General features: G+C 64.9%; 12 protein-coding genes. 6 read left to right on the forward strand and 6 right to left on the reverse strand.

What is annotated here, in order from left to right; translation table 11 throughout:
- Positions 1–123 precede the first annotated feature (123 nt).
- From PVZ78_RS25565 to PVZ78_RS25575, 3 genes are read right to left on the reverse strand one after another with little or no spacing between them, the layout of a single operon-like run.
- On the reverse strand, positions 124–1074 hold the full coding sequence (locus tag PVZ78_RS25565; protein ID WP_038632115.1) for a FecR family protein: 951 nt from the start codon (positions 1072–1074) through the stop codon (positions 124–126).
- A 39-nt stretch (positions 1075–1113) separates the two neighbouring features.
- Positions 1114–1659 (reverse strand): RNA polymerase sigma factor, encoded by a 546-nt coding sequence (locus PVZ78_RS25570; RefSeq protein ID WP_009048758.1) that lies wholly within the window; start codon positions 1657–1659, stop codon positions 1114–1116.
- Complete coding sequence (locus tag PVZ78_RS25575; protein ID WP_273829561.1) at positions 1656–2270, reverse strand: STN domain-containing protein; 615 nt, start codon at positions 2268–2270, stop codon at positions 1656–1658. Before PVZ78_RS25575 ends, PVZ78_RS25570 begins: the two co-directional genes overlap by 4 nt.
- Before the next feature lie 280 nt (positions 2271–2550).
- Here PVZ78_RS25575 and PVZ78_RS25580 point away from each other — a divergent pair, with 280 nt between their 5' ends.
- Positions 2551–2898 carry a hypothetical protein gene (locus tag PVZ78_RS25580; protein WP_273829473.1) on the forward strand — a complete coding sequence of 116 codons (348 nt, stop codon included), beginning with the start codon at positions 2551–2553 and terminating at the stop codon, positions 2896–2898.
- Between the two features lie 119 nt (positions 2899–3017).
- On the opposite strand, the gene PVZ78_RS25585 is transcribed toward PVZ78_RS25580, so the two are convergent.
- Both PVZ78_RS25585 and PVZ78_RS25590 read right to left on the reverse strand, forming a co-directional pair.
- Positions 3018–3647: an FMN-dependent NADH-azoreductase gene (locus PVZ78_RS25585; protein ID WP_009048755.1), complete on the reverse strand. Its 630-nt coding sequence runs from the start codon at positions 3645–3647 to the stop codon at positions 3018–3020.
- A 36-nt stretch (positions 3648–3683) separates the two neighbouring features.
- Positions 3684–4124 (reverse strand): carboxymuconolactone decarboxylase family protein, encoded by a 441-nt coding sequence (locus tag PVZ78_RS25590; protein ID WP_273829474.1) that lies wholly within the window; start codon positions 4122–4124, stop codon positions 3684–3686.
- Positions 4125–4452: 328 nt separating this feature from the next.
- On the opposite strand from PVZ78_RS25590, the gene pdxR reads away from it, so the two are divergent.
- The 3 genes from pdxR (at position 4453) to PVZ78_RS25605 (ending at position 6869) form a co-directional block, all read left to right on the forward strand.
- Positions 4453–5886 carry a MocR-like pyridoxine biosynthesis transcription factor PdxR gene (gene pdxR, locus PVZ78_RS25595; protein ID WP_273829475.1) on the forward strand — a complete coding sequence of 478 codons (1434 nt, stop codon included), beginning with the start codon at positions 4453–4455 and terminating at the stop codon, positions 5884–5886.
- Between the two features lie 181 nt (positions 5887–6067).
- Positions 6068–6349 carry a putative quinol monooxygenase gene (locus tag PVZ78_RS25600; protein ID WP_038632105.1) on the forward strand — a complete coding sequence of 94 codons (282 nt, stop codon included), beginning with the start codon at positions 6068–6070 and terminating at the stop codon, positions 6347–6349.
- Between the two features lie 97 nt (positions 6350–6446).
- Positions 6447–6869 (forward strand): cupin domain-containing protein, encoded by a 423-nt coding sequence (locus PVZ78_RS25605; RefSeq protein WP_016704684.1) that lies wholly within the window; start codon positions 6447–6449, stop codon positions 6867–6869.
- Between the two features lie 295 nt (positions 6870–7164).
- Here the strand turns inward: PVZ78_RS25605 and PVZ78_RS25610 are convergent, their stop codons facing one another.
- A complete protein-coding gene (locus PVZ78_RS25610) occupies positions 7165–12036 on the reverse strand; it encodes an NAD-glutamate dehydrogenase (protein ID WP_273829476.1) in 4872 nt (1623 codons plus the stop codon).
- Positions 12037–12543: 507 nt separating this feature from the next.
- Here PVZ78_RS25610 and PVZ78_RS25615 point away from each other — a divergent pair.
- Both PVZ78_RS25615 and PVZ78_RS25620 read left to right on the forward strand, forming a co-directional pair.
- Positions 12544–12897, forward strand: coding sequence for a hypothetical protein (locus tag PVZ78_RS25615; RefSeq protein WP_273829477.1), 354 nt, complete (start codon positions 12544–12546; stop codon positions 12895–12897).
- A gap of 125 nt (positions 12898–13022) precedes the next feature.
- Positions 13023–13733, forward strand: a complete 711-nt coding sequence (locus PVZ78_RS25620) for a FadR/GntR family transcriptional regulator (RefSeq protein ID WP_016704681.1) — start codon at positions 13023–13025, stop codon at positions 13731–13733.
- Positions 13734–13763 lie beyond the last annotated feature (30 nt).

Here is a 13763-nt window from a genome sequence, read left to right on the forward strand (position 1 = left end):
GGCAACGGGGCATTTGGGTCGACGGCGATTCTGTAGGAGCGAGGCTTGCCCGCGATAGCGTTCGTTCAGGCAACCCGCGTTGCCTGGATCGCGGGCAAGCCTCGCTCCTACGGGTTTTGTGCTTCAGCTCAACAGCACCACACCGCCCGGCAACTCAGTGCATTTGGCCCCGTAGGCGTCGCGGATCAGCAGGGCCACGCCGGCCAGCTGGTTGAGGTTGAAACGCGCCTGCACCTTGCGCTTGCCCAGCTCGGCATTGAGCAGTACCAGCATGCCCGGGCGGTAGCGGTTGATCTCGTCGATCACCGTGTTGAGGGTGGCGTTGTCGAACACCAGCACCTGCTCGCGCCAGGCGATCACCGCCGTCGGGTCCACGGCCGTCGGCTCGCCGACCTGGCGGCTGTCGTAGGTCAGCTGGCGGCCGCTGTCCAGACGGATCAACCGGCCCGCGACCTCGACCTGCAGCGCGCCATCGATGCAGGTCACGCAGACGCTGTGATTGATATTGCGCACGTTGAAGCGCGCCTGTGATGCGCTCAGCCAGCCGTTGCCGGCCTGGACCCGCACCGGCAGCGCGCCCTGGCTCGACACCTCGACCTCGCCTTCGAGCAGTTCGATGCCCTGCCCGCCTTGCGCCAGCTCGCGCCGGCTGATGCGGGTCTGGGTGTTGAGCTCCAGGCTCAACCCGTCCTCCAGTTCGACCCGGCGTTGCTCGCCGACCTCGGTGCGGTAGTCGGCGCTCAGCCCGGCAAAACCGCCGGGCACCGAGACCCGCACCGCCACCAGCGCCACCGAGGCCGCCAGCGCCCCGCCGAGAAAGGCCCGACGCCCGAAGCGCCGCGGTTGGGTCTGCTGCTGGCATTGTTCGGCGGCCGGTTTCAGGCTGTGCCACAGCAACTTGGCCTGCTCGAAGGCCTCGGCATGCTGCGGGCTCTGCGCGCACCACTGCTGCAAGGCCCGGGCGTCGGCCGCGGTGGCCCGCCCCGAGGTCAACAGGAGCAGCCAGTCCTGGGCCTCGTTGCGCAGCCGGTGGTCCGGTGTCGCCCGAGAAGTGGAGATGCTAAAGATGTTCAAGCGTGCGGGTACTCACGGATTAATCGGGGCCTTTAGTGACTAGGACGGTTTTCCGGCGCCGGGACCGAACCGCTGAATCACTTTTCTTTCAAGGCGCGAGGCGCAGTGGCCCAGGGCCGCCTTGATTTCCTTCTCGACCATCCGTGTCGAAATGCCGAAGCGCTGGGAGATTTCCAGGTGCGGCGCCTCCTCCAGGCGCGCGGCGATAAAGATCTTGCGCCGGCGCGCCGGCAGTTCGTAGAGCGCCTTGAGCAGCGACTGGATTTCCTTCTGCCCGCCCACCACCCGCGACGGATCCAGGGCCTCGTCGCTGATCTGCAGCAGTTCCTCGACCTCGCTGCCGGTGAGCAGCCGGGCATCGGCCTGGCGGCGGTCGGCGGCGATGTTCAGGGCCATGCGGTAGAGGTAGGCATTGGGCTGGGCCAGGTTCGGCGGCTCTTCCATGCGGTCGACCCGCAGGTAGGTTTCGTGCAGCACATCGTTGGCCAGGTCTTCCGAGCCCAGGCGCCGGCGCAGACGCACCTTGAAGTCGTCGTAGGAGGTCAGGAACAGCCTGACCATCGCACTGTGCCCGGTATTCTTCATCCCCCGGAGGCTCCTTGGCGTTGTCTGCAATCCATGCGTTTTCCTGCGCTGTCGGGTATCAGGAGCAAGGTCACTGGCTGGCGCAGCGAACTCGGTGCGGGCCGCTCGACCCAGGTCTCGCTCAGGCTCTGCACCAGCGCCTCGTCGCGCCGCAGATCGCCGGTGGTGGTAACCAGGCGGCTGTGCTCGATATGCCCGCCACGGTCGATCCACAGTTGCAGCACCGCCCGATAGCGACCCGGCCGGGTCAGTTCCGAACGGCACAGGCCGGCCTCCACCGCGCGTTGCAGGGCACTGGCGAAACTGTCGCTGGCCCAGGCCCCGGCGTTGCCGCCCGCGCCCTTGGGGGCAGGCGCATCGCTGAGCTGGGCGACTTGCAGGGTAAAGGCATCGGAACGGGCGTAACGGGCCATCAAACCACTTCCTGTCAGCAGGCGACTCAGGGCATCCCGGGCGCTGTAGCGCCCCTGGACCCGTACCGAGCGGCGCCCTCGGGTCAGCTCGCGATCCACCAGCACCGCCATCCCGGTCGAGCGGCTGAACAGTTCCAGCGCTTCGGCCAGGTCTTGCGCGGCGATGTCCAGGTCCAGCAGCCGGTGCGAATCCACCATCGGCGGCGCAGATGGCGCCGCCCACAACCCGCCGCAGGCAGCCAGCGCCAACAGCAGCGCAAGCCCCCAGCGCGCGAACCCCACGTGAAAGAAAGACCGATACCCGACCTTTGCTCGGCGTCGCTGCACGGCTGACCTGTCCCTGAAAACCGTCATCCTGAGGCCAGTTTATGAATCTGGTGTTACGGCACCCGCAAAAAAACCATCACTTTTTCGCCACCCGCCTTGCTCTACACTCAAGGACCGCAACGGCCCCTCCCGGGCCCGCCAGGAGGCCCCGATGAAACAGCTTTGCACCCTTGTCGCCAGCCTGATGCTCGGCGCCCTGCCGCTGGCCGGCCACGCCGCCACGCCGGTCGAGGCGCCCGCCACGGCTCCTGGCAAAGCGCCCACAGAGGGTTGTGTCGATGTCAGCGTGGGTGGCTACAAGGCCCCGGACTACGGCTGCCTGAGCAAGCAGATGGGCAACAACCCCGACGGCGCCAGGGCCGAGCAGAAGAACCAGAAAGCCATGCAGGTGCCGATCCACAAGCGCCCGCCAAACCAGATGGGCCTGTCCACCCCGGCGGCCACCAGCACGCGGATGGGCAATACCTTCGGCACTTCGGTGAAGCCGCAGCGGCCTTGAGGTTGCGTGTTGTCTGTTCGGGCCCTATCGCGGGCAAGCCTCGCTCCTACGGGGGCACCATCAGCCTCTGTAGGAGCGAAGCTTGCTCGCGATAGACGGCGCAGCCGTCGTTGCTGCGGTTACACCCCCGCCCACTGCCGCGCCACCATCTCCAGCTCCGCTCTTGCCCGTTCCAGGGCTTGCTCGCGGGCTTCGGGGTTGGCGAATTGCAGCGGCTGGGCATCGACGAACAGCGGGTTCTGCACACCGATAAAGGCAAAGGCGGCCTTCAGCGCCGGGGTCAGCGCGTCCATCCAGGCCATGGGATTGCCCGGGCGCAGGTCGGCGCCACGGCTGGTGAGGAACAGCACCTTCTGCCGGGTCAGCTGGCCGACGATGCCGTCCGGGGTATTGAGGTAGGTCAGCTCGGTGCGGGTGATGCTGTCGATAAAGGCCTTGAATGTCGAAGGCATCGACCAGTTGTACATCGGCATGGCGAACAGGCAGGCATCGGCGTCCATCACCCGCTGGCACAAGGCATCCGAGGCCGCCAGGGTCTGGCGCATCTGCGGCGTGCGGGCATTGGGAGCGGTGTAGGTGGCGATGGCGAAGGCCTCGCTGACGTGGGGCGGCGTATCCACCGCCAGGTCCAGGTAGTCGATCTCCAGGTCGACGCCCTGGCCTTGCAGCCGTTCGATGAAGTAGCGGCCCAGGGCCCGGGAGTTGGAGCGTTCACCTTTGGAGCTGGCATCGACGTGCAGCAGTTTCATTGAGCATTACCTTGCTTGGGTTGAAAGATATCTGGGCTAAACGCTGGGCTGTTGGCGGAACGCCACGGCGAGGCGGTTCCAGCAGTTGATGGCGGCCACCGCGACGGTCAGGTCGACCAGCTCGCGCTCGCTGAACTGGCCACGCACCGCCTGGAACAACTCATCCGGCACCGCGGCGTCGGTCAACAGGGTCACCGACTCGCTCCAGGCCAGGGCCGAGCGTTCCCGCGGGCTGAACAACCCCGAGTCGCGCCATACGCTCAGGGCGTACAGGCGCCGCTCGCTCTCGCCGTTCTGGCGCGCCTGCACCGCGTGCATGTCGGTGCAGAACGCGCAGTGATTGAGTTGCGAGACGCGGATCTTGATCAGCTCCAGCAGCGGCTTCTCGATGGACAGGCCGAAGGTTTCTGCCTCGAGCATCAACAGGCCCTTGAGGGCTTCCGGCGAGGCGCTGTAGTAGTCCAGGCGGGGTTCCATCGGGGTCACCGTAAGCGTGCGTTTGTGTTCTTCCTAGCCTAAGGGCCGTGCTGGGCTGTCCCTATAGCCAATCCGCGGGTTTATCGGCAGTCCACCGGACCTGTGTCGGACTTGATCCCGCCGAAGCCCTGCGGGCTTATCGCAGCCTGCGGCAGCGGCTACACCGCCCGGTCCGAAGGCAGCGTCGCACCCTGTAGCCGCTGCCGAAGGCTGCGATCGCGTACGCAGTACGCGCCAGGATCTCAGGCCAATCCCGATACCAGGCTGCTACACCAAACCCGGCCGGGCGGGTAATCTGGCGGGCACTGATCGTTTTGGAATGTCATCGATGGAACTGCATGTCGTCATCAACGGGCGCAAGGACCTGGCCGACCAGCTGTATCGGCAACTGCGCGACGCCATCGAATCCGGGCGACTGGCGGCGGGCGCCCAGTTGCCGCCGAGCCGCCTGCTGGCCGAGCAACTGGGAATCTCGCGCAAGACGGTGTCGGACACCTACAGCCTGCTGACCTACGAGAACTTCCTGATCGGCAGGATCGGCCGCGGCACCTTCGTCAATGCCCGGCCGGTGAAAGCCGAAGCCAAGCAGAGCGCCGCCGACCTGGCCTGCGCGCAGAGCCTGGAAAAATGGCGCGAGCTGCCCTCGCCCCTGCGCCATCCGACCCTGGAAGGCACCTCGCGCTACGAGTTCATCGGCGGCGCCACCAGCCGCAATCAGTTCCCCCAGGAAGAATGGCGGCGCTGCACCCAGGACGCTTTGCGGCGGATCGCCCAGAGCGGCGGCTTCTACAGCCAGCCGGAAGGCCTGCCGGCGCTGCGCAGCGCGATTGCCGGACATGTGTCGTTCTCCCGCGGCGTGGTCTGCAGCGACGCCGACATCCTGGTCTGCAACGGTGCGCAACAGGCCCTGGACCTGATTGCCCGGGTGGTGCTGGAACCCGGCAGCCTGGTGGCCATGGAAGACCCCGGCTACACCCCGGCACGCCTGCTGTTCAGCGCCCAGGGCGCGACGGTGATCGGCGTGCCGGTGGATGATGAAGGCATCCAGGTCGAGCGGATTCCCGACGGCGTGCGGCTGATCTACGTCACCCCGTCCCACCAGTTCCCGCTGGGCATGCCCATGAGCCAGGCGCGCCGCGAGGCCCTGCTGGAGCGGGCGCGGCAGCTGGGGGCGATCGTCATCGAGGACGATTACGACAGCGAGTTCCGCTACGAGGGGCGGCCCACCGACTCCCTGCAAAGCCTGGATAAGCGTGGCGTGGTGGCCTATGTCGGGACCTTCTCCAAGACCATGCTGCCGCAGCTGCGCCTGGGCTACGCGGTACTGCCGCCGGCGATTCTCGGCGCGGTGATCAAGGCCAAGCGCCTCACCGACTGCCACACCTCGACCCTGCCGCAATGGGCGCTGGCCAAGTTCATCGCCGAGGGTTACCTGCTCAAGCACATCCGCCGCTGCCACACGGTGTACGCCGGGCGCCGCGAGCGCATCCTGCGGCGCCTGAACGGCGACCTCTCGCCCTGGCTGCAAGCGGTGCCGTCCACCGCCGGCTTCCACATGGCGGCACTGTGCAAGGTGCCGGTGAACATCCCGCTGCTGCTGGAGCTGGCGAAGAAGGTCGAGGTCGGGCTCTACCCGCTGCACGGCTTCTATGATCAGGAGCCGGCCAGGGACGGGCTGTTCATCGGCTTTGGCGCCATCGAGACCCTGGACATCGACCCGGCCCTGGACAAGGTCCGTGACATCCTGCAACAGATTGCCTGATTGGCCCCGGGCTTTTCCCGGGGATTGGTTATTTTCGTTGCAATCTCCTGGCCTTATTCTGAGCCTCCAGCAAACGCCGTGACTGCAACTGCGATCTTGAGACCCTGCACCTGCTACGTCGCAGTGCCGCCCAAGCCGATCGCAGCCTGCGGCAGCGGCTACAGGTCGTGGAGGGTTCGAGATGTCCAGTCCAGCCATCAATATCGTGCAGATCCGAGCCGCCCAAGGCCGTTCGGATGAACTTGACCAGCATTTGACAACACTCCTCGCCGCCCTGCGCGAGGCCCCGGGTTGCCTGGAGTACACCGCTCGCCGCAGCGTCGAGGATCCCCGGCATTGGACCGTGCGCGGCCAGTGGCGCTCGGCGGCCGAGATGCAGGCGCATTTCCATCTGCCGGCGGCCCAGGGCTTCATCGACCTGCTGGCCAGCCGCCTGGCCTGCGCCCTCGACTTCGAACACTGAGGCATTGGTCTGCGCTTCTTTGCCGGGATTGGTTATAGGCCGGTCGCGCCAGCGGGCTTACCTTGAGTCGGCCCCTTTCGCACCGGAGAAACCGACCATGAAGAAGACCCTCGCTGCCCTGACCTGCGCCCTCGCCGGCCTGACCCTGCTCACCTCCCTGGGCGCCGCCGCCCATGACCCGGAGTACGGCCAGGAGAAACTCAAGATCCTCCAGGAACATGCTCTGAGCAACCTGCCGGGCAAGACCGCGCTGATGCTCACTGTCGACTACGCGCCGGGCCAGGCCACGGTGCCACACATGCACAAGGGCGCGGCCCTGGCCTATGTGCTCGAAGGCGAGATCACCTCGCGGGTCAACGACGAGCCGGCCATCACCTACAAGGCGGGCGAATCCTGGTACGAACCGGCCGGCTCGCAGCACCCGGTGTCGGCCAACGCCAGCACCAGCAAACCAGCCAGGCTGCTGGTGTTCGTGCTCAAGGACACCAAGGATGAGGTGCTGACGCCGTTGAAGCAGTAAGCGCCTGGCCGCTGCGCGGAGTACATTTTTTCTGTAGGAGCGAGGCTTGCCCGCGATGACGTCAGTACAAACAGCACAAGGCCAAGCCGATAAAAAGGCGTCTGGCCGCTGCGCGGATCGCGAGCAAGCTTCGCTCCTACAGAAGCCGCGTTTTTTTGTAGCCGCTGCTGCAGGACCTTGAGCCCCTTGCGAGCGTTCCGCTCGATCCTAGCCTGCGGCAGCGGCTACAACATTTCGCGAGACCATAAAAAAGCCCCGTATCTCGCGATACGGGGCTTTTTCATTTAGCGCTCGATCAGGCCGCCGCTACAAGGCCCGATTGACCGCTCATGGCCAGGTCCAGCAATTCGCGGTTGGCCACTGCGTACATGGCGTAGTCGGTGCCGCTGGCGGCACGGATTTCCACCAGCATCGCGCGCCAGCGCTCGACCATGCTCTGGTTCTGCTCCAGCCACAGGGCCACGCGGGCTTCCATGTCTTCTGGCGCGTCGGCCATTTGCAGGACCGAGATGGTGATCGCCCGCTGCTGCCAGTCCACGTCGTCGCGGAAGGCTTCGCGTGCCTGGGCCTGCCAGTTGTTGGCCACCGGCAGATCGCTGATCTGCTGCAGGTACCACGGCAGGTCCAGGGCGCTGCCCACGGCGAAGTAGGCCTTGGCCACATCGGCGGCGTCGTGCCCGGTGACATCCGCGGCCTCGATGATCGGCAACAGGGTGTACAGGTGAGTGGTACCTGCCACCATGCGCGCCAACAGCTCGGGCACGCCGGCTTCGACGTAGGCGGTGTAGCGGGTCTGCCAGCCTTCGCGGGTCGGGCCTTCCAGCAGTTCGTCGAGCTTGAGGCCCAACGCCGCCAGGTGCGGACCGAAGTGCGCGACGTCACGCGCGGCATCCTGCTCGTTGCGGCGACTGCGCAGGAACCAGCGGGTGGCACGACGACCAAGGCGCATCAGCTCGTCCATCAGCTCCAGCTGCACCTGGGCCGAGACCTGGTGGTCCAGGGCCTCGATCTGGCGGAACCAGTGCGGGAGATGGAAGATGTCACGCACAATCACATAAGCACCGGCCACGTTAGCCGGGCTCATGCCAGTGGACTCCTTCAGGCGTTGCACGAAGGTGATGCCCATGTGGTTGACCAGGTCGTTGGCGATCTGGGTGCTGACGATCTCGCGCTTCAGGCGGTGACGACGCATGGCTTCGGCGAACTTGCTGACCAGGGTCGGCGGGAACGCGGTTTCCATGTCGCGGGTCAGGTAGTCGTCGTCCGGTACCAGGGAGTTGAGCAGCTGTTCCTTGAGGTCGATCTTGCTGTAGGAGATCAGCACCGACAGTTCCGGACGGGTCAACCCGTGGCCGGCGGCGACGCGCTCGTTGAGCTGCTCTTCCGACGGCAGGAACTCGATGGCGCGATCCAGCTTGCCACGGCCTTCCAGGTCGCTCATCAGGCGCTTGTACTCGGCGATCCGCGCAAAGGCGCGACGGGCCGCCAGGGACAGGGCCTGGGTCTGCTTGTAGTTGTTGCCCAACACCAGGCCACCGACTTCGTCGGTCATGCTCGCCAGCAACTGGTTGCGTTGCTTGTCGGTCATGTCGCCGGCATGCACCACTTCGTTGAGCAGGATCTTGATGTTCACTTCGTGGTCGGAGCAGTCCACGCCACCGGCGTTGTCGATGAAGTCGGTGTTGGAACCGCCGCCATTGAGGCCGAACTCCACACGACCCAGCTGGGTCATGCCGAGGTTGCCGCCCTCGCCCACCACCTTGCAGCGCAGCTCGTTGCCGTTGACCCGCAGTGCATCGTTGGCCTTGTCGCCGACATCGGCGTGGCTTTCGCTGCTGGCTTTCACATAAGTACCGATACCGCCGTTCCACAACAGGTCCACCGGCGCCTTGAGCAAGGCGTTGAGCAGCTCGGTCGGGGTCAGCTTGTCGGCCTGGATGTCGAAGCGTTCTTTCATCTGCGCCGAGATGGCGATGCTCTTCGCGCTGCGCGAGAAGATGCCGCCGCCTTCGGACATGATGCTGGTGTCGTAGTCGCTCCAGGCCGAGCGCGGCAGGTCGAACAGGCGCTGGCGTTCAGCGAAGCTGGTGGCCGGATCCGGGTTCGGGTCGATGAAGATGTGCATGTGGTTGAAGGCCGCGACCAGTTGCAGCTTGTCGGACATCAGCAAGCCGTTGCCGAACACGTCGCCGGCCATGTCGCCGACGCCTACCACGGTGATGCTGTCTTGCTGGACATTGATGCCGCGCTCGCGGAAGTGGCGCTGCACGCCGACCCACGCGCCCTTGGCGGTGATACCCATCTTCTTGTGGTCGTAGCCGGCGGAACCGCCGGAAGCGAACGCGTCGCCCAGCCAGAAGCCGTAGTCGATGGCGATGCCGTTGGCGATGTCGGAGAAGGTCGCGGTGCCCTTGTCCGCCGCCACCACCAGGTACGGGTCATCGTCGTCGTGACGCACCACGTTGGCCGGCGGCACCAAGGCGCCGTCCTTCAGGTTGTCGGTGATGTCCAGCAGGCCGGAGATGAAGATGCGGTAGCAGGCGATACCCTCGGCCGCGATCTCGTCCCGGCTGCCGCCCAGCGGCAGGCGACGCGGCAGGAAGCCGCCCTTGGCGCCCACCGGCACGATCACCGAGTTCTTCACTTGCTGGGCTTTTACCAGGCCCAGGACTTCGGTACGGAAGTCTTCTTCACGGTCGGACCAACGCAGGCCGCCGCGAGCGACGTTGCCGAAGCGCAGGTGCACGCCTTCGACACGCGGCGAGTAGACGAAGATCTCGAACTTCGGCACCGGCTTGGGCAGCTCGGGAATCAAGTGCGGGTTGAACTTGAAGCTGAAGTACGACTTGTTATGGCCGTTGGCGTCGGTCTGGTAGAAGTTGGTCCGCAGGGTGGCCTTGATCAGGTCCAGGTAGCGACGCAGGATGCGGTCTTCGTTGAGCACCTGGACGTCGTCCAGGGCGGTGAGGATCGCGTGCTCCAGGCGTTGCTGCTTGTCTTCCAGGTCGTCGCCGGTGAGCTTGCGCGCCAGGTAGAAGCGGGTCTTGAACAACCGGGTCAGCTCGCGGGCGATATCGGTGTGGTTGTTCAGGGTGCTGGCGATGTAACCCAGGTCGAAGCCCAGGCGGATCTGCTTCAGGTAACGGGCGTAGGCACGCAGCAGCGCGACGTCGCGCCATGGCAAGCCGGCGGTCAGCACCAGACGGTTGAACGCATCGTTCTCGGCATCGCCACGGACGATGTGGACGAAGGCGTCCTGCAGCGTGTCGTTGAGCTGCTGGATATCCAGGTTCAGGCCTTCGGCCGCGGTGAAGGCGAAGTCGTGGATCCAGAACTCACGGCCGCTGGCGTGACGCAGGCGATACGGGAACTCGCCGAGCACGCGCAGGCCGAGGTTTTCCAGGATCGGCAGCACGTCGGACAGCGCCAGCGGGGTGTCGGCGTGGTACAGCTTGCAGTGCAGCAGCGGCTGGCTGGTGGACTGGGTCAGCGGCTGGTAGAAGCTCATCACCAGCGGGTTGGCCTCGGACAGGCTCAACAGGTGCTGCATGTCGACCACCGCCGAATGCGCGGCGAAGCGCTCGCGGTAGCCGGCCGGGAAACCCTTCGGGAAGTCGGCCAGGACGTTGGTGCCGTGGGCTTCGCCGAAGCTTTCGACGGTCAGTGCGGCGTAGTCGTCCTGCCAACTGCGGCAGGCCTGCACCACTTCTTTTTCCAGCAGCAGCGGGTCGATGTCGATGCGGTTCTTCGGGTCGACCCGCAGGATCAGTTGCACGCGCGCCAGCACGGACTCGGAGAAGAAGGTCCAGAACTCGCAGTCGGTGGCCTTCAGGCGATCCATCAGCACCTGCTGGATCTTCTGCCGCACTTCGGTGGAATAGATGTCGCGCGGCACATAGGCCAGGCAGTAGCAGAAACGACCGTACGGGTCCTTGCGCAGGAACACGCGGATCTTGTTGCGTTCCTGGATCTGCACGATCGACATCACGGTGTTGAACAGCTCGTCGACCGGGGTCTGGAACAGGTCGTCGCGGGGCAGTACTTCGAGGACCTGGGCCAGTTCCTTGCCCAGGTGCGCCTTGGCCTGGAAGCCGGAACGCTGTTCGATGATTTCCACCTTGCGGCGGATATAAGGAATCACCCGCACGCTTTCGCCGTACACCGACGAGGTGTACAGGCCCATGAAGCGGCATTCCTTGATCACGTTGCCGTCGGCATCGATCTGGCGGATCGACACGTAGTCCGGGTAGGCCGGGCGGTGCACGCGGCTTGGGTGCGCGGCCTTGGCGAACGACAGCGGCGTCGGTTCGCGCAGGTAGTTCACGGCGTAGTCTTCGATGCGCAGGTCGTCGACGGTGAGGCCGGCGCGCAGCAGCTTGGTCAGGCCGAGGAAGGAGTCCTGGTCGTACTCGATATGGCCGCCGTGCTGGTCTTCGCGCACCACGAACTCTTCATAGCCGAGGAAGGTGAAGTGGTTGCCCACCAGCCATTCCAGGAAGCTCTTGATCTCGCCCTTCTCATCGGCGTCGATCTCGAACTGGCTGTTGCCGATGCCATCGATCAGTTCCTGGACCTTGGCTTTCATCGGCTCGAAATCGGCGACAGCAACGCGGACTTCGCCGAGCACCTGCTCCAGTTCCTTGCTCAGCACATTGAGCTCGGCGGTGTTGGCGCAGCGGTCGATCTCCAGGTACATCAGCGATTCTTGCAGGATGCCTTCGCCCTGGGTGCCTTTGGGCAGGATTTCCAGCAGCTCGTTCTTGCTCCCGCGACGCACGCTCAGCACGGTGGTCTGCAGGGTGTGGATGCTGTAGCCGCGACGGTTCAGTTCGGTGCGGACCGAGTCCACCAGGAACGGCAGGTCATGGTGCAGCACTTCGACCGCGGTGTGGGTCGACTGCCAGCCATGACGTTCGTAATCGGGGTTGTAGACACGCACTTGCGATTGCGCGTGGTCGAAGCGCTCAAGCAGGCGCCAGGCAGAAAGGGTGCAGCCCGCCAGGTCGGACAGCCGACGCTGGGTGAGTTCGTCCAGAGAAATGATGCCGAAGAATTGTTCAGCGAACAGCGCCACTTGTGGCAGTGCCTGTTCACTGATGTGCTGCGCCAGTGCCGCTTGCAGTTGGTGCTGGAAGTCGGCCTTGCTGGCTGCGGTGAAGAACGCCATCTGTGGTACTCCGCTTGGGCTTGTTATTGATGAAAGCGTCGCATGCAATCCCCCTTGGGGGTGTCGGTCATCCTGCTCCTGGATCTCGGGCAGAGGTCGCAGGATGACAGGGTGGTGAAGCTGTACGAGACGCTCAGGTCACATTCACCGTTCCCGGAGGGGCATCTGCAAAAACGACTGCCCAGGTGCGCCGGGCAATGCCTTTACAGGTGCTCATCCGTTGCGCAGCTTAACGAGTGCGGCAAGCCCGCTGCTTGCGGTGCTGCGACATATTCGGTCATTGGCAGGCAACTGGCGGGCCAGGCCTTGAACAACACTAGCAGCCACTGGACAAAACAGCGGCCGCAGCGCGGTTTTACGGGACTGTCGTACCAGAAGCGGGCAGTTGCAGCGACGCCAGCGTGACCTGTTCTCTGACACACAAAGCAGCAGAAATTCCCCCGGGCTGGCAGAATTGCACTTTGTTCGCCCCGCTCCCCCACCGGAGCCAGACCCAGGACTCGCCCCATGCAAATGACCACCGCCCACCTGATCGCCAACCCGTGCGACGACGAAGAAGACAACATGGCCATGCTCTGCTGCCACAGCAACCAGGGCGAGATGTTCCTGATGACCCGCTACCCGGACGAGGACGAACTGGAGATCACTCTGGACGGCGAACCCTCGACCCTGGACGGGGTGAAAGTCACCCTGGGCCCGACCCGCCTGCTGATCGAAATCGCCGCGACCGACGCCGACGCGCTCAATGGCAGCGATCACCTGGAGATCAAGCACAACACCGCAGCGGCGGACCTGGCGGAAGTCGAGCAAACCCTGCGCAACATCCTCAAGGGCACCGGCACCTATATCAGCGAGCTATAAGCTGCAAGCTTGAAGCTTGAAGCTTGAAGCTTGAAGCTTGAAGCTTGGAGCTTGGATCTACTTTCTTGACAAGAAACCGGCGCCCCGGCATTGTCTGACAACCTGACTTACGAGCCACCTCCTCCATGCTTCAGCTCCAGCGCCCCGACACCCTGGTCGAACGAGTGGTCAACGCCATCCGCAAGGAAATCGACGCCGGTCGCCTGACCGCCGAATCGCGCCTGCCGACCGAACAGCAATTGACCGAGCAACTGAACGTCAGCCGCTCGGTGGTGCGCGAGGCCGTGGCGCAACTCAAGGCCGATGGCATCCTGGTCAGCCGCCGCGGGCTGGGCTCGTTCATTTCGCAGAACCCCAGCGGCAGCGTGTTCCGTTTCCCCAGCCAGAAGGGACGCAAGCCCGACCTGGTGCAGATGTTCGAAATGCGGCTGTGGATCGAGACCCAAGCCGCGTCCATCGCCGCCCAGCGTCGCGACGACGCCGACCTGAAGCGTATGCGCACGGCCCTGCAAGAGATGCACGACCAGCGCAGCGATCTGGCCGCGGCCGCCCTGGCCGACGTGGAGTTCCACCGGGCCATCGCCGACGCCAGCAAGAACCACTACTTCGTCGCCTTCCATGATTTTCTCCGTGGCCAGTTGGCCGAAGCGCGGCGCACCGCCTGGGAAAACTCGGCGGCCCATTCGGTCGGCGGTTCCGCCGATGCCGGCCGCGAACACCAGGCACTGTACGAAGCCATCGCCGCCGGTGACCGGCAGCAGGCCGCCGCCTGCGCCGAAGCGCACCTGCGGGCCGCGGCCAAACGCTTGAAAATCGACCTGCCGAGTATCGATTGAATCCCTGAAACCACTGTCTGGCGGACGCTG

Origin of the sequence: Pseudomonas sp. SBT1-2 (assembly GCF_028640875.1) — a bacterium.
Taxonomy (GTDB): domain Bacteria; phylum Pseudomonadota; class Gammaproteobacteria; order Pseudomonadales; family Pseudomonadaceae; genus Aquipseudomonas; species Aquipseudomonas chlororaphis_I.